Annotated in this window: 25 protein-coding genes; 15 read left to right on the top strand and 10 right to left on the bottom strand. The window is 51.2% G+C overall.

Features of this window, described 5'->3' with window-relative positions; all coding sequences use genetic code 11:
- Positions 1-3 precede the first annotated feature (3 nt).
- From DPO_RS05305 to gspG, 5 genes are read right to left on the bottom strand one after another with little or no spacing between them, the layout of a single operon-like run.
- Positions 4-1,068, bottom strand: a complete 1,065-nt coding sequence (locus DPO_RS05305) for a type II secretion system minor pseudopilin (protein WP_006964721.1) — start codon at positions 1,066-1,068, stop codon at positions 4-6.
- Positions 1,065-1,745, bottom strand: a complete 681-nt coding sequence (locus DPO_RS05310; protein WP_083911996.1) for a prepilin-type N-terminal cleavage/methylation domain-containing protein — start codon at positions 1,743-1,745, stop codon at positions 1,065-1,067. The genes DPO_RS05305 and DPO_RS05310 overlap by 4 nt, the downstream gene beginning before the upstream one ends.
- Positions 1,732-2,163 (bottom strand): prepilin-type N-terminal cleavage/methylation domain-containing protein, encoded by a 432-nt coding sequence (locus tag DPO_RS05315; RefSeq protein WP_006964723.1) that lies wholly within the window; start codon positions 2,161-2,163, stop codon positions 1,732-1,734. Before DPO_RS05315 ends, DPO_RS05310 begins: the two co-directional genes overlap by 14 nt.
- Positions 2,150-2,665: a prepilin-type N-terminal cleavage/methylation domain-containing protein gene (locus DPO_RS05320; protein WP_040011587.1), complete on the bottom strand. Its 516-nt coding sequence runs from the start codon at positions 2,663-2,665 to the stop codon at positions 2,150-2,152. Before DPO_RS05320 ends, DPO_RS05315 begins: the two co-directional genes overlap by 14 nt.
- A complete protein-coding gene (gene gspG, locus DPO_RS05325) occupies positions 2,658-3,086 on the bottom strand; it encodes a type II secretion system major pseudopilin GspG (protein ID WP_006964725.1) in 429 nt (142 codons plus the stop codon). Before gspG ends, DPO_RS05320 begins: the two co-directional genes overlap by 8 nt.
- A gap of 238 nt (positions 3,087-3,324) precedes the next feature.
- Here gspG and DPO_RS05330 point away from each other — a divergent pair, with 238 nt between their 5' ends.
- The 7 genes from DPO_RS05330 to DPO_RS05360 all read left to right on the top strand — a co-directional run bounded on the left by DPO_RS05330 (position 3,325) and on the right by DPO_RS05360 (position 12,275).
- Positions 3,325-4,230 (top strand): ABC transporter substrate-binding protein, encoded by a 906-nt coding sequence (locus tag DPO_RS05330; protein WP_051069343.1) that lies wholly within the window; start codon positions 3,325-3,327, stop codon positions 4,228-4,230.
- Positions 4,227-5,681 carry a sensor histidine kinase gene (locus tag DPO_RS05335; protein ID WP_006964727.1) on the top strand — a complete coding sequence of 485 codons (1,455 nt, stop codon included), beginning with the start codon at positions 4,227-4,229 and terminating at the stop codon, positions 5,679-5,681. Before DPO_RS05330 ends, DPO_RS05335 begins: the two co-directional genes overlap by 4 nt.
- A 19-nt stretch (positions 5,682-5,700) precedes the next feature.
- The gene (locus DPO_RS05340; protein WP_006964728.1) at positions 5,701-7,065 is read left to right on the top strand and encodes a sigma-54-dependent transcriptional regulator; all 1,365 of its coding nucleotides are present in this window, start codon (positions 5,701-5,703) and stop codon (positions 7,063-7,065) included.
- A complete protein-coding gene (locus tag DPO_RS05345) occupies positions 7,066-9,102 on the top strand; it encodes a TonB-dependent receptor plug domain-containing protein (RefSeq protein WP_006964729.1) in 2,037 nt (678 codons plus the stop codon).
- Between the two features lie 181 nt (positions 9,103-9,283).
- On the top strand, positions 9,284-10,546 hold the full coding sequence (locus DPO_RS05350; RefSeq protein WP_152427574.1) for a hypothetical protein: 1,263 nt from the start codon (positions 9,284-9,286) through the stop codon (positions 10,544-10,546).
- Positions 10,543-10,956, top strand: a complete 414-nt coding sequence (locus DPO_RS05355) for a hypothetical protein (RefSeq protein WP_006964731.1) — start codon at positions 10,543-10,545, stop codon at positions 10,954-10,956. Before DPO_RS05350 ends, DPO_RS05355 begins: the two co-directional genes overlap by 4 nt.
- On the top strand, positions 10,953-12,275 hold the full coding sequence (locus DPO_RS05360) for a TolC family protein (protein WP_006964732.1): 1,323 nt from the start codon (positions 10,953-10,955) through the stop codon (positions 12,273-12,275). The genes DPO_RS05355 and DPO_RS05360 overlap by 4 nt, the downstream gene beginning before the upstream one ends.
- A gap of 5 nt (positions 12,276-12,280) precedes the next feature.
- On the opposite strand, the gene DPO_RS05365 is transcribed toward DPO_RS05360, so the two are convergent.
- Complete coding sequence (locus DPO_RS05365) at positions 12,281-13,057, bottom strand: SapC family protein (RefSeq protein ID WP_006964733.1); 777 nt, start codon at positions 13,055-13,057, stop codon at positions 12,281-12,283.
- Between the two features lie 267 nt (positions 13,058-13,324).
- A complete protein-coding gene (locus DPO_RS05370) occupies positions 13,325-15,004 on the bottom strand; it encodes a hypothetical protein (protein WP_006964734.1) in 1,680 nt (559 codons plus the stop codon).
- Between the two features lie 162 nt (positions 15,005-15,166).
- Here DPO_RS05370 and DPO_RS05375 point away from each other — a divergent pair, with 162 nt between their 5' ends.
- The gene (locus tag DPO_RS05375; protein WP_152427575.1) at positions 15,167-15,454 is read left to right on the top strand and encodes a hypothetical protein; all 288 of its coding nucleotides are present in this window, start codon (positions 15,167-15,169) and stop codon (positions 15,452-15,454) included.
- A gap of 97 nt (positions 15,455-15,551) precedes the next feature.
- On the opposite strand, the gene DPO_RS05380 is transcribed toward DPO_RS05375, so the two are convergent.
- Entirely contained in the window at positions 15,552-16,247 is a 696-nt protein-coding gene (locus tag DPO_RS05380; RefSeq protein ID WP_006964736.1) for an REP-associated tyrosine transposase, read from the bottom strand.
- Positions 16,248-16,492: 245 nt separating this feature from the next.
- Here DPO_RS05380 and DPO_RS05385 point away from each other — a divergent pair, with 245 nt between their 5' ends.
- Positions 16,493-16,774 carry a BrnT family toxin gene (locus DPO_RS05385; protein ID WP_040011590.1) on the top strand — a complete coding sequence of 94 codons (282 nt, stop codon included), beginning with the start codon at positions 16,493-16,495 and terminating at the stop codon, positions 16,772-16,774.
- On the top strand, positions 16,749-17,084 hold the full coding sequence (locus DPO_RS05390) for a helix-turn-helix domain-containing protein (protein ID WP_006964738.1): 336 nt from the start codon (positions 16,749-16,751) through the stop codon (positions 17,082-17,084). The genes DPO_RS05385 and DPO_RS05390 overlap by 26 nt, the downstream gene beginning before the upstream one ends.
- A 195-nt stretch (positions 17,085-17,279) precedes the next feature.
- Here the strand turns inward: DPO_RS05390 and DPO_RS05395 are convergent, their stop codons facing one another.
- Both DPO_RS05395 and DPO_RS05400 read right to left on the bottom strand, forming a co-directional pair.
- Positions 17,280-17,615, bottom strand: a complete 336-nt coding sequence (locus DPO_RS05395) for a type II toxin-antitoxin system HicB family antitoxin (protein WP_006964739.1) — start codon at positions 17,613-17,615, stop codon at positions 17,280-17,282.
- Positions 17,612-17,869, bottom strand: a complete 258-nt coding sequence (locus DPO_RS05400) for a type II toxin-antitoxin system HicA family toxin (RefSeq protein WP_040011591.1) — start codon at positions 17,867-17,869, stop codon at positions 17,612-17,614. Before DPO_RS05400 ends, DPO_RS05395 begins: the two co-directional genes overlap by 4 nt.
- Positions 17,870-18,400: 531 nt before the next feature.
- Here DPO_RS05400 and DPO_RS25995 point away from each other — a divergent pair.
- The 5 genes from DPO_RS25995 (at position 18,401) to DPO_RS05425 (ending at position 20,179) form a co-directional block, all read left to right on the top strand.
- Positions 18,401-18,514 (top strand): type II toxin-antitoxin system RelE/ParE family toxin, encoded by a 114-nt coding sequence (locus DPO_RS25995; RefSeq protein WP_236609916.1) that lies wholly within the window; start codon positions 18,401-18,403, stop codon positions 18,512-18,514.
- A 10-nt stretch (positions 18,515-18,524) separates the two neighbouring features.
- Positions 18,525-18,824, top strand: a complete 300-nt coding sequence (locus DPO_RS05410; RefSeq protein WP_006964741.1) for a HigA family addiction module antitoxin — start codon at positions 18,525-18,527, stop codon at positions 18,822-18,824.
- Positions 18,825-19,189: 365 nt separating this feature from the next.
- Positions 19,190-19,414, top strand: coding sequence for a type II toxin-antitoxin system HicB family antitoxin (locus tag DPO_RS05415; RefSeq protein WP_006964742.1), 225 nt, complete (start codon positions 19,190-19,192; stop codon positions 19,412-19,414).
- Positions 19,415-19,683: 269 nt separating this feature from the next.
- Positions 19,684-19,923, top strand: a complete 240-nt coding sequence (locus DPO_RS05420; protein WP_006964743.1) for a ribbon-helix-helix protein, CopG family — start codon at positions 19,684-19,686, stop codon at positions 19,921-19,923.
- On the top strand, positions 19,904-20,179 hold the full coding sequence (locus DPO_RS05425) for a type II toxin-antitoxin system RelE family toxin (RefSeq protein WP_006964744.1): 276 nt from the start codon (positions 19,904-19,906) through the stop codon (positions 20,177-20,179). Before DPO_RS05420 ends, DPO_RS05425 begins: the two co-directional genes overlap by 20 nt.
- The last annotated feature ends 57 nt before the right edge of the window (positions 20,180-20,236 follow it).

Raw genomic sequence — 20,236 nt, forward strand, 5'->3', positions numbered from 1 at the left:
GGTTCAGGATTCCTCGATCTGGACCAACCGGCATATCCACTGGTTGGTTTTCGGGTGCTGTTCTCTTTTGATAAAGCCCGATAACCGGACCGTTGCCTGGTTTACCCTGGCAATGGTGGATACTTTGAAAATATGAGAGTGGTAGCAGATCATGCGGTCAAAAAAATCCTTTTCTTGTTTAGAAAGATCTATAACCCGGGAGTACCACCCTTTGTCAAGAGGATTCACAAATGTAAGGTCATCTTCTGATTTTTCTTCGCGAAAGTCAATCAGGTCCCGGGCGAATTCATCCATCCCCTTTGGCAGCAGCGACTTGAGCACAACGATGCCGGCGGTATTGATATTGATCCGCCCTGAGTAACTGAAAAAAGATTCCGTGGAGCGGACATCTGACAGACCATGAACCGTGAAAATATCTTCAAACATCACTGTGAGGTTACTTTCCGGTCCGATACCGGTGATGTCCAGCAGCTCTTTCACCTGGTCAAGGGGGCCGTTTCTGCAGTCATACGGGGGGGACAGGGTTCGATAAAACGGGGTTTCAGCGCCGGTCAGTCCGGATACCGCGCCGTCATCCCCTGAATCCAGCCAGTCTTTGAGTGCATTGACAACGGCCCGGGGATCCAGGTCATCCGCTGATTTGTCACTGGATGTCAACAGGTGCAGCAGATTTTCCCACAGCCTTAGCTGGTCCGGATTGATGTGATGCCCTGGAAATTCTTTGAGCAACGCGTTCACCTGTATTTTTCCCAGTTCATCTGTGATTTGAACACTGAGCTGTTCCGGGTCAAATCCCATCTGAGACAGCATTTCAGCCAGAATCTCCGGGTTTGCCCAGTCTTCCTGAATGGAGTCTGTATCATTTTTTCCGGCATCATCCGCCAGCACGGCCATGGCCAGATGGATGGCGGACAATGCCATTTCCCGGGCTGCGTACCGGTCATTGTGCTGCCCGGTCACCAGAACGGATCTGCCTGCAACACCGGCCAGGTGCAGACCGGCCGTCAAAAGAATGGAGATCAGGGCAATGACCGCCAGCAATGCCACCCCTTTTTGGTTCCATATCATTGAAAGACCCTCCTGGACACGGGCAGGGCAATGCCTGTGTCGATCTGACGGCCGGAGGGTTCCGGGGCCAGCTGCAGGGAGATAATGACTCTGGCAGGCAGGGTGAACTCAAATGATTCAGCATCTGAATCCCAGGTGTCGTACTCCTCTCCCTGACGGTCAACAAATGTCAGGGTAAACCCGTGGATATGACTGGCCAGAATGGGATCTGTGCAGGGATTGATTTCAGTTTCATAAGGAAACAGCCGGTCTGACCGGTGCAGGTTGAAAAAATCCCCCTGGGCGTGTACATAATAGGTGATCCTGGCCACGCCGCGGCGGGTATCCTGTCCCAGGTTCAGATGATGGGTACTGGCAAACATCAGGCGGGAGAACAGGGTGCCATCCACAAGCTCATCCGTGCCTGTGAAGCGGTACAGGTCCGGGTCATCATTAAAACCGGGTCTGCGGTATCTTGGCGGTTGAAGAATAAATATCTGTTCAAGATCTGCGGCCATGATCTGCAACCCCGTGCTGAAACGGCCGTCAACAGACAGTTCGGATTTTACCTGATCGGCTGAATGCAGAAACGTTTTCACGGATGAAAACAAAATCATCATTGTCACGGAAAAAATCACCATGGCCACCAGGATTTCCAGCAGTGTGAATCCCTTGATATCCGGATCACTCGTCATCATCTTCAACCATATAGCGCCAGGTGGTAATGAGCCATGATCTGCCACTTCCCGGCGCGGTTATTTCAAGGGTTATTTTTTTCAACCGCTCTGACTGCGCATCAGACAGATCCACAGGGGCTGTAAATTCAGCATGTTCAACAATGCAGGACCATTCAAACCCATCCATTTCATCTGGGAAAGAGCCGGACAGTCTCCCGGGTTCCGGCTTTTCCACTTCAAGGCGGGACAGTTGATACTGAGTCACCAGCGGCATGACCGCCGCAATTTTTTTGTTTTCTGTCAGGCGGATGGTGCCGGTGTGCAGCCGGAACAGGGTGACCAGGACCACGGCCAGCACCATGATGCTCACCATGACTTCCAGCAGGGTAAATCCGTTTCTTTCATGAGATGTCCCTATTGGTTGGTTACCGGCAGTCATCAAAGGTAATCCTTTCAAAAAACGGGGTGACAGTCATGAGAAACGGTTCGATTTTCAGGGAAACCGGTGAGCGGCCCCCCTGTATATGCACGATGGCAAGATCTGAATACCCGTGTCTGCTGAACCGGATCATGTCAGGACCGGTTTGCCGGCCGGCATGGGCCTCTGGAAACACCACCCCGCTGATATACAGACCGCCCGGAATGTCAAGGGGGGTGTCACGGGCATCCCGGACTGCCGCCTCATCCATGGATGCATCCGTGATCCAGGATATGCCGGCTGAGGAATCCACATGGAGAAAAATATCCAGGTTTTTTTGAACCGCCCGGCCCTTGAGTTTTTCCATGAGTTGGATCAAAAACCCCACGCCCTGGGTTTGGTTCTGGAGAAGCCCGCCCCATTTGACATTTGGCAGGGTGACAATCACAAGGGCGGAAATCACTGAGATCACAACGATCAGTTCTATCAGGGTAAATCCGTATGTCGGTTTCCGGTTATTCAAGATCCCAGCTGGTGATATCCTTGTTTTTCCCATCCCCTCCGGGCACGCCATCAGCGCCATAGGACAGAATATCATAATCCCCGTTGACACCAGGGGATAAGTAGAGATACTCCCGGCCCCAGGGATCTTTGGGCAGCTTTTTTTTGTCCAGGTATCCGTTTTCATTCCACTTTGGCGGCACGGGTTCCGAAGACGGCTTTTCGATCAGGGCGGTCAGTCCCTGTTCCGTGGTGGGATAAAATCCGTTGTCCAGGTGGTACAGCTTTAAACTGGTTTCAAGGGCGGCAATATCCACTTTTGCTTTGACCGCCCTGGCATCGTCGGTCCGTCCCATGTACCTGGGAACGATCATCCCCGCCAGAATGCCCAGAATGATGACCACCACCATCAATTCGATAAATGAAAATCCCTTGTTGTTCATTGCGGATCCTGTTGGTTTCCGATTTTGATCAGATCCTTTCACACAAGACCTGATCCCACTGATTTTATTTAACAATAAACAGATGGAAAGTAAAGAGATCCCCGGGACCCGTGAACATAATTGAAACAGGTGCGACAAAGGTCCGTATGAGCGATTCAATGTCTATTCCATTGTATTTGGCAGTGGGGTCTGATATAAGCAGACAAAAATGCCCAAATTGTAGATGAAAGCTTTCTGAATGCCCATGTTACCTTTAAGACTCCTCTGTATCGCTTTAATTGTCGCGGCCTTGTGCGGGGCGGAGGCGGTCGGGGCATGGCCTGCCGATTTCCGGACGGCCGTGGTGGTGTCCAGAAAGATCCGTCCCTATATTCAGGTGATGGAAGGGGTGCTGCAGGAAATGGCGGAACAGGATCTATCCGCTGACCCGGACCTTTTTTTTCTGGAGCCGGAAAACAGACAGGTCCTGGACCAGGTGACAAAGCGTTTAAAGGGCGGGGGCTATGACCTGGTCTGTGCCGTGGGCCAGGACGCTGCATCTCTTGTCTGGGGATCCGGGGTGACGAGCCAAAAGATGTATGCAGCGGTACTGGATCCGGCATCCGTTCCCGGTCTGCCCCCGGATGCCTGCGGTATTTCCCTGCGGATCCCGGTGCCGCTTCAGGTGGCGGCCATTGCCGGCACCTTTCCTCAGGTGAATCGGATCGGACTTCTGTTTGACCCCCGGCACAATGCCTGGTTTCTGGATGCGGCCCGCAATGCGGCCCGGGAACTGGATCTGGAAATCATCCCCATGCCCGTGACGGGCCGGGCCCGCATCGCACCGGTGCTCAAAGATCATCTCGGCCGGGTCCAACTCATCTGGATGATACCGGATTCAACCATCATTTCTGAAAAAATCATCCATTATGTGATCAAGCAGGGCCTGTACCAGAATACCGGGGTGATCGGCTACAACCCTTTTTTTACCCGGTCCGGGGCCCTGTTTTCCTTTGAATTCGACTACCGGGCACTGGGACGGCAGGCCGGGGAAAAACTGGTCACCCTGGTGACGACCGGCAAATGCCTGACAGACGCTCCGGTATTTTCCTTTATCGTCAATGAAAAAGTGGCGGACAGGCTGAAGGTGAGGTGGATGAAATGAGCCGGGTGTTTCCCAGACATATCGGAATCCATATCCGGCTGATGTGCGCGGCCGTCCTTTTGATCAGTGCCACCACCCTGACCCTGGGGTACCTGGGGGTGAATATCATCCACCAGTTTGTGACCCAGCGGTTCAACCAGCGCATCGAGTTTATGACCCAGTACCTGGCCCTGAACTCGGAACTGGGCATCCTCATCGATGAACAGAACCTGCTCCAGGGCCTGGCCGGCAACATGCTCAAAGAAGATGACATCGCAGGTGTGGATATTCTGGACCATGACGGCCGAATACTGGTGGCAGCGGCCCGGGACATGGCCGGCCCTTTTGACAGGGTGGAAAAAAAAGTGTATCTGTCTGAAACAGATGAAAGTCCGGCCTGGGCCGGGCAGATGACCGGAGGCCGCAGCAACGGGTATATCGGCCGGGTTGTGGTCACCTATTCCACCCGGGGAATTCAGGAACTGGTGAACCGCATGACCCACCGGTTTGTCTATATCGCATTGGCACTCACCCTGCTGGCAGGGGGGCTGTTCTATGTGATGTCCCGGACCCTGGTGGCGCCTCTGGTCGGTCTGGCCGAAACCGCCAGAAAAGTGTCTTCAGGCAACCGGTCTGTGCGGGCGGCCCCGGGCAACACCCCGGAAATCGGCAGGCTGGCCGATGCATTCAATGATATGCTGGACTCTCTGGCGGAAGGCCGCCGGACCCTGGTACAGACCTATGAAAAAATGACCCGCCAGGAAACCCTGGCTGAGGTGGGCAAATTTTCCATGATGATCGCCCATGAGGTGAAAAATCCTTTGGGCATTATCAAAAGTTCGCTGGAGATGATGAAATCAGACCTGGATATCCCGCCGGACAACATTCTGATGGCCTATGCCGAAGAGGAAATTGTCCGGCTCAATACCCTGATCGAGAGTTTTTTGATGTTTTCCAGGCCGGCCAAACCCCGGTTTGAGCAGGTGGACCTGAACCAGCTGATGGAACAGGTGATCATGGGGTTTGAGATTCAGTATGATGCATCCGACCTGGTTCTGGACTGCCGGATTCCGGATACGCCGTTTATGGCAGAAGCTGATTTTGATCTGCTGTCCCGGGGGATCGGCAACCTGGTCCGGAACGCATGCGAAGCAAACGGCGGTAAAGGCACAGTCACAATCCATGTCAGGGAAAAGCACCGCAAATGGGTGCTGACCGTTTCCGACCAGGGCAGAGGCATCAAACCGGAAGACCGGCACCGGATTTTTGAACCGTTTTTCACCACCAAGGCCACAGGCACGGGCTTAGGCCTGGCATTTGCCGACCAGGTGGTCAAAGCCCACGGGGGAAGTATCCGGGTGGATGCTGATTTTAAGGGCGGGGCACGGTTCAGTGTCACCTTGTTTGCCAACACCCTGGCACAGAAAATGGCTGAACAAAGCCCCCCCGGTGACCCAAAACAGGTAACATAAACAAAGGCAGCGTAAGAAAATGGCCCAGATCCTGATCGTTGATGATGAGAGCAAAATGCGGACCCTGCTTTCCATGATGCTAACAAAAAAGGGATTTGCCGTGGACCAGGCCGTCCACGGCCGGGATGCCATGGAAAAGATGGCCAAAACAACCTATGATGTGGTGATTTCCGACATCAAGATGCCGGAAATGGACGGCCGGCAGCTGATCAAAACAATGCGGGAAAACAAGATCCTGACCCCGGTGGTGTTTATCACCGCCTTTGCCACCATTGATTCCGCTGTGGACATGATGCAGCAGGGGGCCAGTGATTATGTGACCAAACCCTTTGATGAAGCCAGAATCCTGCTCACCGTGCAGAAAGCCATGACCCTGAACCACCTGATTGTGGAAAATCAGGAAATGAAAGCCGCCATGGCCCGGGACCGGCAGGCCCATGACCTGGTTTTTGCCTCCAAAGAGATGGAACAGGTGGTGGCGCTGGCCGAAAATGTGGCCACTGTGGACACGGCCGTGCTGATCTTAGGGGAATCGGGCACGGGCAAGGAAGTGGTGGCCAATCATATCCATAAAAAAAGTCTGCGGGCGGACAACCGGTTTGTGCCGGTGAACTGTGCGGCCATCTCCTCCAATCTGGTGGAATCGGAGCTGTTCGGGTATGAAAAAGGCGCGTTTACCGGAGCTGCCGACCGGACCCGGGGAAAGTTCGAGTTTGCCACCGGCGGGACTCTGTTTTTAGATGAGATCGGGGACCTGCCCATCGAGTCCCAGGGCAAACTGCTGAGGGCCCTGCAGGAGAAAAAATTTCAGCGGGTGGGGGGAAATCAGGAAATTCCCGTGGATGTGCGGGTGATCTGCGCCACCAACCGGGATTTAGAGCAGATGGTGAACCAGAGCCGGTTTCGCCAGGATCTGTATTACCGGGTCAACGTATTTCCCATTTTTATTCCGCCGCTGCGTCAGAGAAAGGGAGACATCGTGCCCCTGGCCCGGTATATCATGACCACATTTTCGTTCGGCAAAGACCATGAACTCACGGACGCGGCGTGCAGAAAACTGCAGGAATATACCTGGCCCGGCAATGTCAGGGAGCTGGCCAATGTCCTGGAACGGTGCCTGATCCTGACCCGGGACACCCGGACCATTACTGCGGACACCCTGGCTTTTCTCCAGACAGGGCCGGCCACGACCGGGCAGGTGGCTGTCCGGCTGCCCGCCAACGGGATTGCATTGCAAAAAGTCCAGATGAGCCTGGTGAAACAGGCCCTTGCCGCTGCGGGCAACAATCAGACCACAGCGGCCAAACTGCTGGGACTGAGCCGGTCCAAATTCAGGGTCCTGGTCAAGAACATGGAAGAAGACAAGAACATGGAAGAAGAATAAATGGGCATTGTTTTCAGAGACATTCAAGTAAAAGCCGGACGATGGATGCTGCCGGCCCTGCTGATCTTGTTTGTGATCATTCCGCTTTCGGCCCCGGCCCCGGCCCGGGGAGCGGACACCATGCTCATGTTTGTCGGAGAGGACCAGGAAGTGCTGTCCATCGCCTCCCGCCGCACGGAGGCGGCCTGGAGCGCCCCGGCCGTGGCGGATGTGGTCACAAAAGAAGAGATGGATTCAAAAGGGGCCTTCACCATTGCCGATGCCCTTGAAGATACCCCGGGATTTTACATGAACCGGACGGAAAAGGGCAGCATTCCCTATCTGCGTGGCATTGAAAATTCAGCCCTGTTTTTGTACGACACCGTACCCATGGGGTCGGGTATCCGCAAATCCGGTGCCATGATCGATCACCAGACTTCCCTGGCCCCGGTCAAGCGCATCGAGATTGTCCGGGGGACCGGGTCCGTGCTCTGGGGTCCGGATGCGTTTGCCGGGGTGGTGAATGTGGTGCCCATGTCCGGAAAAGACCTGGACGGGGTCCGGACCGGTCTGATCTTCACCGCCCCCGATACCCCGGGGGAAGCATTTGTGAATCTGGGGCGGGATCAGGGGGACTGGGCCACGTTTTTTTCCGTGTCCGGACGCCAGGGCAACGATAATGACGATGCCTTCAATGTCATCGGGTTCTGGAACGACGGCATTATCCCGGAATCCCCGGATTCCCGTTTCGGCACCGGGCAGATTGACGATTCCCGAACCATCAACGTCTATGGCAGTACCACGTTCCAGGACTGGCTGACCCTGTCTGTGCGGGTCAATGATGCCAGAAATGCCTATACCGCATTTAACTGGGATCACACCCTTGCCTGGCAGGAGCGGGTGGATACGTTGTCCACCGTGGTCAAACTGGAGGCGGCCCGGCGGTTCACCCCGGACAAAGGCCTGCGGTTCACGGGATATTATGCCCATACCGGCCTGGATCAGTCCATTGTGGACCTGACCCTGGATCATTCAGAATCCGCATTGTATGGGGAACTTATCTATGACCAGGCTTTGTTCCACGCCCGGGGGCTCTTGACCGTGGGTACGTCTTTTCGACAAGATGAGATTGACCGGGTCCCGGTCTGGGAGAGTTTTTTTCCGGATTTTTTTGATGAACGCAACCGGTATGTGCTGCCGCTGATGCATACCGTGGATGTAAAAAATAACCTGGGTTCCGTGTTTGCCCAGTACCAGCATGATTTTGACCGGATTGAAGTCTGGGCCGGGGCCCGGTATGACGATCATTCCGCGTATGAAGACAAGGTCAGTGCCAGCGCGGGGCTGGCATGGGACCTGGGGCAGTTCCGGTTCAAAACCATCTATGGCACGGCCTACCGCACCCCGTTTGCCAGTCAGCTCAGAACCGGGGAACGGGACCGGCTGGAAGAGATCCGGAACCTCAATGCCAGGATTGCCTGGGAAAATCCGGATACCCGGGCCGCTGTCACATTTTTCAAAAATAAAATTAACAACCATGTCACCGAAGACCGGTATGCCGGGGCCGGGCTGTCCAGCCCGAACAGCCAGACCATTGACGGGGTTGAACTGGCACTGGAACATAAGCTGGTTGACCGCCTGACCCTGTCCGGCAGCCTTACACTGCTGGATAACACCGGTCCGGATGAAACCTATTTTTATCTGTCCCATGGTTTTCCTGAAGATGTGTTTCTGGAACGCGCCTATGCCTATGATACCGGTCCCGACATTCTGGGATCGGTCAAGGGGACCTGGCGGATCACAGACAGTGTCACCCTGGTGCCGGAGCTTCGGTATTTTTCCGGGTCTACACTCTATTACCCCAAAGACGACATCACCCGCACATGCGCCGGCGCCTGGACAGCGGATCTCAACCTCATGATCAGGGACCGGTTTCCCTTTGACCTGTCCATTCATCTCAACAACCTGTTCGACACCGACTACAGTTCGCCGGGCCTGTATTCTGTCATCGAAAACCAGGGGTTTTCCGGGGCCGTGATGCTCCGCATGAACTGGTAGATGTCATATGGTTAAATGCATCATGTTTGGGTCAGATCTGGCCAGCTGGAAATGGCGCTATGCCGGTGCCACAGGGGATTTTGATTCGGCACGATATTTGCTGTATCAGATTGGCAATATGAAAAATACAATTTTCCAAAAACTGATAAAGGCGCTTATGGCAGTGAGCCTGGTTATATGCATGGCAGCGGGTTCTGTCCCGAATGTCCATGCATCAGACACCCATGGTACCCGTCAGTATATCCTGGATCTGATCAACTGGATCCGCCTGGATCCGGTGGAGTATGCCCGGGGGCTGGGGTATGATGCCCAGACTTTGATGGATCAAAACCCCTGGTTGATCACGCTTGTGGAACAGGGCCTGCCCATGGTGGTATCCCGGGAATATCTGCAATTGCAGGCAGCGGCCCGCAATGATATGAGCGGTGCCGCACCTGAGCCGGAACCTTCTTTATCCCAGGACCCTGCTGAAACCGGCCAGATCTCGGGTGCGGTCTCTTTTCTGAATTTTGTTGATCCCCAGGCTGCCGTCGGTTTTGTCATCAACCACCAGTTCAAAAAAGAACTGGACCCGGGGTTTTCAGGCAGGCGGCTCATATTGAACCCCAGCCTGGACTTTGCCGGTGCAGATTTCAGGGCCGACCGGTCAACAACCGATGGGTCACGGCTTGCCTACCAGGTGATGGCCGTGCTGGGATCAGGAATTACAAGGTCCCAGCGCCAGATGTTGAACCTGATCAACCAGGTGCGCCATGACCCGACAGCAGCGGTCCGTGTTCCGGATTATTCTCTGGCCCAGTTTGCCGGGCGGGTGCGTACCCCCCTGTTTTTCCATGATGTGCTCCAGGCCTTTGCCGATACCGAATTTCTCAGAACACCTGAATACGCCATTCATGCGCAAAATTTCGGGTATCCGGGACTCTGGGTGACCCGGTCTTCAGTGCTTGAGATTTTTCCCAAAACCGATGCAGACACCATGGTATCCTGGCTGTTTTCCGCCCTGGTGCTCAACGAAGCCAAAGGCCTGGCCGGCGGGCCTGTGATATTCGGCTCTTATTACACAGATGCCGGCATCAGCCTGGCTTTTACCAGCGGACAGACACTGGATCATGCCAGTCTGGCTCTGGTCACGGGCATTACCGAACAAGATACCCCCGGGTATTCAAGAATCTATGGCATGGTCTATGCCGATGCCAACCAGGACCGGGTCTACACCCCGGGGGAGGGCAGATCCGGCAGAACCGTTTCTGTCTATGACCTGGTGACTTTTCAGCCCGCTGCCACTGTGGTGACCGATGAAACCGGCCATTTTTCTGTCCGCCTGCCTTCGGACAGACCCTATGCCTTCCAGACCGGGGAGGGTGACACCCTGGTTTCCCGGGACCTTTATTTAACGGAAAATCAGTTTTTCTCCCTGCCCGTGCCGGTTGATGCCCTGCCATGAAAACCCCCCTGGAAGCATTTATGACCTGGTTCGACAGCAGGCCCCTTGCCCTGCGCCAAAACCTGGCCCATCTCTTTATGGTGGTCACCACTGAAGATGCCGTGCACATGACGGCGGATCCGGCCCGGTCCTTGAAAACATTTCGCGCCTGGGCTGTCCGCAGGGATTTTCCCTTGCGCATTGCCGCCAGAATGTTTTATATTCGGTCAGTTTTTGATATGGTGGTTTTCCACCACCATGAAATGCTTCCGGAACAAGGACTGCCCCCGGGCAACATTGTCCAGATATCCGGACCCCAGTGGCAGGCGGTGTTTGATTCCTGGAAGCAGCTGCGGCAAGATGAACTCACAGACACCTATATTCATTCCTGGACTTCCTGGATGATCAAACTGCATACGGAGACAACGTGATCCGGTTTTATTTAATGGTACCCATACTTTTGCTCATCGTACTATGCCCTTTTTTTGCCCTGGCAGGCCAGACCATGACACTGGACCAGTGCCTGACCTATGGATTTGAAAACAACCCTACCCTCAAGGGCGCCGACTACCAGGTGGCGGCAACCCGTGAAAATGCAAAATCCCTGCGTGCGGATTTTCTGCCGTCTCTGTCCACCAGTTATTCCCTTAACCGTTTGCAGAACCAGAGTGCCCATGGCCCGACGGAAGAGGATTACCTGGACCAGAATGCCAGAAATTTTTCCGTCCGCGTTTCCCAGGTGCTGTTTGCCGGATTCAAGATTGCCAATACCCATGACAAGGCAAAAATCGACATTGAAAGAACCCGGGCAGAACGGGAACTGGCCAGGCTGGAACTGGCCTACAATATCCAGCTCACTTTTTTTCAACTCATGAAAGCCAAAGAAGATGTCAAAGTGGCTCAAGATTCCATTGAACGTCTGGAGCAGGGGGTGAAATCAGCCCAGGCCTATTTTGAAAAACAGTTGATTTCCAGGGCAGAGGTGCTGTCCGCCCGGGTGGACCTGGCAGATGCCCGGCAGCAGGCCAGTATTGCCGGAAATGAGGTAAACCGCAAGCGTATCGCCCTGTTTTCTTTAATGAACATGCCCATGGACCCGGCCGTGGCGTTTACCGGGGGCCTGGATTTTTTCGATGGCGGGTATCCGGCGGAATTTGACCAGTGCTGGCAGATCGCCAAAGACAACCGCCCGGATATCGAAAGCCTTGAAAAACAGGTGGCCATGCTGGAAAAAGATATGGAGATTGCCTCCGGCAGCTACCTGCCCCAGATCAAACTGGACTTAGGATACCATGACCAGGACAGAGATTATGACGCACCGGTGGAAACCTTTTCAGGATCTGTTGAACGGGACCAGCGCAACCGCTACTGGTCCGCCGGGGTGACGGCATCCTGGGAGTTGTTTGACGGCGGCCGGTCCTGGTATCGGCGCAAAAAAAGCCTTAACCAGGTGTATCAGGTCCGGGAGCAGATCAAGGAAATTCAGCTGTTCATCCGGGAAGGGATCAGAAAAGCATTGTTTTCCATTGCCGAGGCAGACGACAGAACGGCTGCGGCAAAAGTGGCGGTCACGGCGGCCCGGGAAAACTATGCCATGGAGGAAAGACGGCTGGAGGCCGGCCTTACAACCATCCCCATGCTTTTGGATGCCCAGATCCGCCTGGCCCGGGCCCAGGGAAATTACACCCGGGCCATGCTGGATTATCAACTGGGACGGGCGGAACTGGGCTTTATGCTGGGAAACAGATAGGCAAATCAATCAAATGAAATAACGTCATCATTTCCCAGAAAGGTGTTGAAATCAGGCGGCTCAGCTGCGGCCCCGGCCTGGGCCTGGTGCATGGTTGACAGTTTTTCAAAAATTTGGATATTGCCCATGGACAGCAGCTGGCCATAGGCAATGGGCAGACTTCCCGCCTTGCGCAGCTTGAGAAACGATTCATCTGCCAGGGTGTTGAGTTTGGCTTCATCCACCCGGTACAAACCCGTGATCGGTTTTTCCTGGTCGCCGTCTTTAATCTTCAACTGCCATTTGGTAATTATCCCGGCTTCAGCCAGGGCGTTGACCGCCTGATTGGTGACCGCCCTGTTTTGTTCGATCTGGGAGAGAAAGTTCAATATTTCCTGTACCGGCCCGGAAACCTGCCCCTGTTCATCAAAAAAAGGTTCAGCACCCGGATCATCCAGGATGAGTCCTGAATCTTCATTGACACAAAGAATCAGGTCATCGCGGCCTTCCGCCGCCGCCAGCATGAACGGGTACCCCCGGAAAACAGCAGGCACATATCCGCCAAGCCACTGGCCGTTTTGGCCTGTGAACATGTTCGTGCCCGGGGTAAGGGACAAGACCGCAACCAGGGAAAATGTGTCCTGGTGTTTGACAAAAGCCATGGGAAGGGTGGAAACGGCCCTGGCTATTTCCGCACCTGCCAGGGGTGCCAGGTTGTCTTTGGCGGCAAAATCATAAGATTGATATCTTTTCCAGGATTTTCCGGCATGGGTTTCTTTGGTAATGGCCGCAAGTTGTGGCATGTTAAATCAGGGTCCTTTTGTTTGTTTTATGGTTAAAAACCGGTAATAATCAGGTGGCAAAAATGAAGGGGGAAAATCTGATAACCGCTGGTTTTCCCCCTGTGGCCACAATTTTATTATGCCGTCACCATAAAACATCTGCCTGAAATTATCAATGGTATAGTGGGCCCTGTTGTCTAGGCAGCTTTTGGCTCAAAGCCATCGGGTTTGTCCACCCTGGCCATCTGTGCAGCAATGTCTCCAGGGAATTTAAGGGCCGTGCCCAGCTTACACAAACGATCCTGCACTTAACGCATCAGAGGTGACCCCAGACAACAAAATCCAGGTATCAGCGGTTGCAATGTCTGTGTCATCCACGGCCGTGGTATCAAGCAGCAGTGTGTCCGTGCCTCCGCCGTCTGCGGCAATGGTAAAGGTGTCCTCAGCGTATGTGCCGGAAAGAAAAATCGTCGTGGTTGCGGCAAAGTCCGCTTTATCCATTGTAAGACCTGAAACAGCCGCACCACCAGTGCCTACGTCAATATTATCGTTTACACCAAAATTGCGGACAATATCAAGGCCGTTACCAAAAGTGATCGTGTCTCCTGTTGCGATGTTGCTTGTGATGGTATTGGCAGTACTGGCCATGCTGTCACCATCGGCCTGTACAATTTTGTCTATGGATGCAAAATTGGCATAAAGGTTGATGGTATCTGCGCCCGCACCCGCGGTGATGGTGTTAAGCCCGTCCGCAGATGTCGCATGCAGGGCAATGGTATCGTCGCCCGCACCCGTTGTAATAGAGGTCGCACCTTCACTGGAGGTTGCATTCACGATGACATCGCTCGCACCCGTACTTGTAATCGTCTGCGCACCTGATCCAGTGGTTGTTACATCGATCTGGCTGAATTTAACACCAGAAAGGACGATCGCGCCTGCTGCGGAATCCGCTGTCACTTTGGCAGTCCCGGTAAAGGAGGCCATGTCAATTGTAATCGCACCGGCACCCGTTGTGGCCGTCCACAGATCAACACCGCCCGAAGCAAATGCGGTATTGAAATTAGTGCCCGTGATAATGTCGTGTGCGCCACTGCCGGTTGTGCTCATCACAATATTCTCGATCCCGGAAATACCCGTCCAAAGGGTGTCTGGCAGGTCGATGGCCACATCTTCAAAATGGTTGATATGCAGGGTATCCGTACCGCCGGCACCATCGAGGATGTCTCCACTGTTAAACGTATTCTGGGCAAGGAAAGTAACACCATCATAAATGCCGTAAAAATGATCATTCGCCGCACCTCCGGTGAAAGAGTCATCATTGGTGGTGAGTTGGAAATTCATGCCTTTGGCCGGCGTTCCTCCTGTCTCATCAGTCTCATCGGTTTCATCGATTTCATCGGTTTCACTGTTCACTGCCTCGCTGACAGGGACTTCAGTCACTGGAATCCCTTCGCCGGCTCCATAGACGTTATAATGGTGCAAGGCAGAAAAACCCTGAGCGTTGAAGAATGCTTTTAATTCAGCGACACTTTTGGTGGCCCATTCAGCGCTGGTGTCGGCATTGGCCTGCAGGTCAGCGAGTTTGGAAGCATAGTAAGAAGACTCATCAAAGGCGTTGGAAGGATTGATCCCTTCCTGGGAGCCGTACTGGAGATAGTGGTTGTAGACGTCTCCGGTCCAGGCAGCAACGAATGCGGCCCGGGCGTCACTGATGGTTGAATACCCGCCCGCGTTGAACATGGAAACTGCCTTGGCCTGGGTGTACTCGTCAGCGTTGAAAAAGGCGTTAGGGGCTAGGCCTTCCTGGTAACCATACAGCTGATAATGCGATTCTGCGGTAAAATTCTGATTGGTTAAAAGTGTTTCCAGATCAGTGGTTGTCTTTCCCACCCACTCCGGAAGAGTCGTTTGTAGTGCCGTCAATTTTGCCTGAAGATAATAGGCTTTATCAAATCCTGGTAATGGCATGTTTTTTCTCCTTAAATAATTATGCGGTTCTGAACAATTCTCAGCCATCGTTGCCGGAAAGCATCTTTTTCTGCGAAATTAACGTCGAATCGAGACAAGGAAGGTTATTTTCTCTGACCATTAATCTGGTGACAAAAATTATAATTGTTTCCCGGCTGGCGGATGACTGTATCACTTGATAGTTCAATATTTGTGCCAGAGTTCCATAAGACGGCATCGCGCTTTTATCCTTCTGATTTGTTTGAACATTTGCCCTTTATCATATTTTCAGGCAAACCGCATCCATCAGACAAAAACGGTCATATGCAACCTTTGGTCAAATTGGACCACACAAAAAAGGGGACAGATTTATTTTTAAGAAATAGAAAAAAGGGGACAGATTTATTTTTGAGAAATGGCGAAGAAAGGGAGGGAGGCAGATTTAAAAAAAGGGGACAGATTTATTTTTAAGAAATAGAGAAGAAAGGGGGAGGCAGATTTATTTATGTCCGGTGCTCATAATTTTATATCCACTCAGGTAAAAGACCCGTGCGTTTAACTGTCACATTTATTCTTTATTTTTCTTCGGCCTTCCCGGCCCTCGAAATTCAATACGCTGGTTTAATTTTTCTTCAATTTGGTCGACAAATTTTTTGCTGCCGGTCAACTGCCCCCGTTGAAGCGATTCCCGTATCAATTCCCATTCGCCCTGGGGAATGACGGCATTCACCCATTGCTCATATTTTTTTTCCCGATTCTCCCGGGAACTGTCCAGTTCCATATAGCATGAATCATAATCCAGCCATTTCAAGGACCTTATGCCCACTTTGCTCTGATAACTTGACCAGGGATAAGCTTCAGGTCGAGAGACCATGCCCGCCCTTACAGGATTTAATTCAATATAGCGGCTGCAGGACAGAAGATATTCTTTTGTACTTATCGGGCTTGACTTATACCGGCCTTCCCATAAACTTCCCGTGCGTTTTTCCATTTTATTGATATATCTTGTCTGCCGGCCGTTTACACGTTTCATGAGCTGTGAAAGTGTTGTCACATCCTTTCCAGGATTAATAATGAGATGAACATGGTTGGTCATCAGGCAAAAGGCATAAATTTGGCACCCCAGTTTTTCCTTCCACTCCACAAGGGTGTCAAGATAATACTGGTAATCAGCATCTGATGCAAATACCACCTGCCTGTTATGCCCCCTCTGAACGATGTGATGGGGACATTCAGGAATTATGACTCGGGCTTTTCTTGGCATGATCTCACCCTATCACAAAATGAAAAATAAATCTGTCCCCTTTTTGTTGCCCGGTGCCAACTTGGCTGTTTTCAAAGTGAGGATACAAAACACCGACATCCGGAAAGGAAAGTGATCAGGCTATCGGTGTATTTATTATCTGAAAACCAGGGAAACAATATTTTTGGTCACGATCTATTTTTTTGTGTCCCCTTTTTTGCTTTTTTTGCCTTGCCATATGTCGGCCAATGAACTATATTTGTGATATGGAATTTGAATGGGACCCCGATAAGAGTGACCGCTGCTATGAAGAGCGCGGGTTTGACTTTGCCCATGCAGCACAGGGATTTTTTGATCCTGACCGTATTGTAATAAAAGATAACAGATATGATTATGGAGAAAACCGCTATCTGATGATAAGCAAAATCCAGGAACGTGTGTTTGTGGTCATATTCACACCACGTGACAATGCAATTCGCATCATATCAGCTCGGAAAGCCAACCAGAGGGAGGTGAAACAATATGAAACAACATCGCATGACGATTGATCCCCGCCTTATGTCCCTGGCTTCAATCGGACGTATCGATCCAGACCGTGTGGATGCAACCACTGAAGAGGAAATAGCACAGCAAAAAAAGGCTGATGACAGAGTAGCCATGCAGGATGCAGCAAGATATGCCCGCCGTATAAGAAAACGCCTGGGTCTGACCCAAACGGAATTTTCCCTGCGCATCGGTGTTTCTGTTGACACCATCCGCAACTGGGAACAGGGAAAACGATGCCCGACCGGGGCTGCCCGGTCCCTGCTTAAAGTTCTTGACAAGGCGCCTGAAGCCTCTCTTGCAGCGCTTGATTGATACCTTGGTGGGTCCTTGTATTTCAAGGAACTGACGCTGCTCTTTTTCCCCGACATCGCTGCCAGGATCGCTGATGAAAGTTTTAAGTTTTAAGCTTAAAACTTTCATAGATATAGCCGATGTCAGCCACATAGCCGGATGTCCAGGTCATGGAAAAAATTTCCTTTGTGGATGGGGTCAGATTTTGCTTTTTTGCTATTGGGCGTGGGTGGCCTCTTCAAGCACACCTGCAGCCCACTGATTAATACTTTTACCGCTGACTTCTGCCGCTGCAGCTACCGAGGCATGAATTTCTGCAGGAATTCTTAACATAAGATTGCCGGAATATGTTTTGTTGGGTTGCTGACCCAGTTTTTTGCAGGCGGCAAGGTAATTATCGATTGCTTCGCCAAAAGCAGTTTCAAGCTCGGCAACAGATTCACCGTGAAAGCCAATTACATCACGGATACCAATAACCCGACCGGTAAAAATGCGGTCTTCGGCATCAAACTCTACCTTGGCAAAATAGCCCTTATAATTCATTCCCTTCATGGCGCTTCTCCTATTCTGGTTAAAAAATCACGAGCATCTTTAACCCTGTATTTCAAGGCTGCCTTATCAGGATGAGGCCGATGAAAATACGCCCTGACTCCATCCTTTTCAAAAGTGACACCTGACCCGCCGGATCCTTCTATAACTCGGCATCCCAACGCAGTAAACAAGGCCTCGATCATTTTCCATTCCATATTTCCGTTCGTCGGATTTTTGAAGATGGCAGCCAGTGTCTTTCGATGTTTTGTGTTCATGTTTTGTATTATAATATTCTCGCGCCCTTCTTGCAATCAAAAAATGATAGCAGGCACTTTTTTGGGGGCAATCCCCTCGTCTTTTGCATTGCCGTCTCGATATTCACTGCTGACCCAGCCCCGGTGAGCATCATCATTGCCTGCATTACCTGGGTAAAGGCATCTCAGCCGGGCAGGGGGTTGTTGCTATTGTCTATGGTTTGTGTTTCTTCGGATATGGAACAAGATGATCCGTGACCATTTGCCGAAAATGGCAGCGTTGCCAAATTCGGCAAATGCCGATTAAAATTAAAAAAATAAATCTGTCCCCTTTTCTCTCTCCGTTATGCTTGACATAACAGCCTGAAAGTTATATTTTCAAACTATGATCAAGTCGTTCAAAGACAAAAACACAGAAGCCCTTTTTTACGGAAATTTTGTAAAAGAATTCAGCGGATTCCAAAGACAGGCTATCAGGAGGCTTCAGATTCTGGACTGTGCCCCCCTTCTTTGAATGACTTGAGGGCCTTGCCTTCAAATCGCTTTGAGGCTTTGAAAGGGAACAGAAAAGGCGAATACAGCATCAGTATAAACATGCAGTGGCGCGTTTGTTTCAAATGGTATCAAGACAATCCTCAAGAGGTGGGGATTGAAGACTATCATTGAGGAGAAAAACATGCAGAATAAAATGCCCCCGGTTCATCCGGGAGAAATATTGAGAGAAGAGCTTGAAGGCTTGAATTTATCAGCCACCGCTTTTGCAAAAAACTTGGGTGTACCTGCAAACAGGATCACAGAAATACTTCATGAAAAAAGAAGGATCACTTCGGATACGGCTTTGCGCATGAGCAGATTTTTTGGAACCTCGGCTGAATTCTGGATGAACCTCCAGCAGGCTTATGATCTGAAAATAACCAGAGAGGAGAAATGGGGAGAGATTGAGATGTCTGTCAGGCCGTTATGTGCAAACGCATAATGCTAAGAACCACCACCCAGAGCAAAGACATCTCAGACTTCAGACAAACCCTGAAAGAAATAACAGCCGCAGACCCAACATAAAAAACCCACCAGATATTATATCGAAAAAATCAACCAGCCGCGCGGTCTCGCCATCCACAATAGCCTCATGCAGGATGTGATGGGGACAATCGGGGATTATGACTCGGGCTTTTATATTGGCATGATTTCACACTATCACAAAATGAAAAATAAATCTGTCCCCTTTTTCCCCGGACATCATACCACTGAAATACTTGTTGCCAAAAATTTGAAAAAAATGTATGAAATTTGAGTAGATATCAATCATAAAAATTAAAAATACCTATCCGGGCGGGTCAAACTATGAAAAAAGAATTTTACGTCGTTATCGAAAAAGATGAAGATGGTTTTTATGTAGGTGAGGTTCCGTCATTGGAAGGATGTTATGCCCAGGGACGAAGCATTGAGGAGTTAATGCACAATATGCGGGACGTAATTGAAATGTGCATTGAAGAAGATCCGGCCATTCACAGTGAATTCATAGGCGTCCAAAAAGTGAGCATCGACCATGAACCAGCCGATGCTTAGATACTGACCTTACTATGGAAGAACTGTTGTTGAACAAAAAGTAATCTGTCCTCTTTTTTCTACCACACTTTGGATCGGCCTTCTTCAAATTAAAAAATAAATCTGTCCCCTTTTCCGTGTCCCCTTTTCCGCCTTTTCGCCTTTTGATTGTTGCCTGAAGTTCCAAAAAATGATATTAATTCATATAAAACCTGAAGAAATTATATACCCGCCGGGAGCCCGGCATCAATTGACAAGCACCTCAAAGGAGTTACTTAAGGAGATTGACCATGGATATAGAAAAGTCATCCAATAACCCGGAAATAAATATCGTTTTGGACAGAGGACTTTACTCAGCAATCAATCAAATGGCTGAGAATGAAGGCACTTCAATGTCCTTAGTTATGAGGGATCTGCTCCGAGAAGCCCTGGCACTCAGAGAAGATTTTGGCCTGGCACTTATCGCGGAAGAAAGAGAACACACTTTCGATCCTGACAAGGCTGTATCTCATGACGAAATTTGGGATTAGATACCATCCTGATGTCAAAACGAGTGATTTGCCCCGGATCAATCAAGACATCCGTGCCCGCATCAAAAAAGCTATCGAAGAACGTATTTTGGTTGCCCCACAAGAGTACGGCACGCCACTACGCAAGACATTGAAAGGCTATTGGAAACTCAGGGTAGGAGATTACCGCGTGGTGTATAAAATATCTGATAAAATGGTTACGGTTCTCTGCATCTGCCATCGCAAAAACGTATACAAAAAAGCGAGCATTCGATAGGGAAAACCAAATGGTAAAAACCAGGGGAAAAATATTTCTGGTCACGATTTATTCCAA

Source organism: Desulfotignum phosphitoxidans DSM 13687 (assembly GCF_000350545.1).
Lineage (GTDB): Bacteria > Desulfobacterota > Desulfobacteria > Desulfobacterales > Desulfobacteraceae > Desulfotignum > Desulfotignum phosphitoxidans.

What these genes read in the sequence shown, in the direction of transcription:
- DPO_RS05305 (WP_006964721.1), bottom strand. Translation starts at nt 1,068, where the DNA reads ATGATATGGAACCAAAAAGGGGTGGCATTGCTGGCGGTCATTGCCCTG.
- DPO_RS05310 (WP_083911996.1), bottom strand. Translation starts at nt 1,745, where the DNA reads ATGATGACGAGTGATCCGGATATCAAGGGATTCACACTGCTGGAAATC.
- DPO_RS05315 (WP_006964723.1), bottom strand. Translation starts at nt 2,163, where the DNA reads ATGACTGCCGGTAACCAACCAATAGGGACATCTCATGAAAGAAACGGA.
- gspG (WP_006964725.1), bottom strand. Translation starts at nt 3,086, where the DNA reads ATGAACAACAAGGGATTTTCATTTATCGAATTGATGGTGGTGGTCATC.
- DPO_RS05330 (WP_051069343.1), top strand. Translation starts at nt 3,325, where the DNA reads ATGCCCATGTTACCTTTAAGACTCCTCTGTATCGCTTTAATTGTCGCG.
- DPO_RS05335 (WP_006964727.1), top strand. Translation starts at nt 4,227, where the DNA reads ATGAGCCGGGTGTTTCCCAGACATATCGGAATCCATATCCGGCTGATG.
- DPO_RS05340 (WP_006964728.1), top strand. Translation starts at nt 5,701, where the DNA reads ATGGCCCAGATCCTGATCGTTGATGATGAGAGCAAAATGCGGACCCTG.
- DPO_RS05345 (WP_006964729.1), top strand. Translation starts at nt 7,066, where the DNA reads ATGGGCATTGTTTTCAGAGACATTCAAGTAAAAGCCGGACGATGGATG.
- DPO_RS05350 (WP_152427574.1), top strand. Translation starts at nt 9,284, where the DNA reads ATGGCAGCGGGTTCTGTCCCGAATGTCCATGCATCAGACACCCATGGT.
- DPO_RS05355 (WP_006964731.1), top strand. Translation starts at nt 10,543, where the DNA reads ATGAAAACCCCCCTGGAAGCATTTATGACCTGGTTCGACAGCAGGCCC.
- DPO_RS05365 (WP_006964733.1), bottom strand. Translation starts at nt 13,057, where the DNA reads ATGCCACAACTTGCGGCCATTACCAAAGAAACCCATGCCGGAAAATCC.
- DPO_RS05370 (WP_006964734.1), bottom strand. Translation starts at nt 15,004, where the DNA reads ATGCCATTACCAGGATTTGATAAAGCCTATTATCTTCAGGCAAAATTG.
- DPO_RS05375 (WP_152427575.1), top strand. Translation starts at nt 15,167, where the DNA reads ATGACTGTATCACTTGATAGTTCAATATTTGTGCCAGAGTTCCATAAG.
- DPO_RS05380 (WP_006964736.1), bottom strand. Translation starts at nt 16,247, where the DNA reads ATGCCAAGAAAAGCCCGAGTCATAATTCCTGAATGTCCCCATCACATC.
- DPO_RS05385 (WP_040011590.1), top strand. Translation starts at nt 16,493, where the DNA reads ATGGAATTTGAATGGGACCCCGATAAGAGTGACCGCTGCTATGAAGAG.
- DPO_RS05390 (WP_006964738.1), top strand. Translation starts at nt 16,749, where the DNA reads ATGAAACAACATCGCATGACGATTGATCCCCGCCTTATGTCCCTGGCT.
- DPO_RS05395 (WP_006964739.1), bottom strand. Translation starts at nt 17,615, where the DNA reads ATGAAGGGAATGAATTATAAGGGCTATTTTGCCAAGGTAGAGTTTGAT.
- DPO_RS05400 (WP_040011591.1), bottom strand. Translation starts at nt 17,869, where the DNA reads ATGAACACAAAACATCGAAAGACACTGGCTGCCATCTTCAAAAATCCG.
- DPO_RS05410 (WP_006964741.1), top strand. Translation starts at nt 18,525, where the DNA reads ATGCAGAATAAAATGCCCCCGGTTCATCCGGGAGAAATATTGAGAGAA.
- DPO_RS05415 (WP_006964742.1), top strand. Translation starts at nt 19,190, where the DNA reads ATGAAAAAAGAATTTTACGTCGTTATCGAAAAAGATGAAGATGGTTTT.
- DPO_RS05420 (WP_006964743.1), top strand. Translation starts at nt 19,684, where the DNA reads ATGGATATAGAAAAGTCATCCAATAACCCGGAAATAAATATCGTTTTG.
- DPO_RS05425 (WP_006964744.1), top strand. Translation starts at nt 19,904, where the DNA reads ATGACGAAATTTGGGATTAGATACCATCCTGATGTCAAAACGAGTGAT.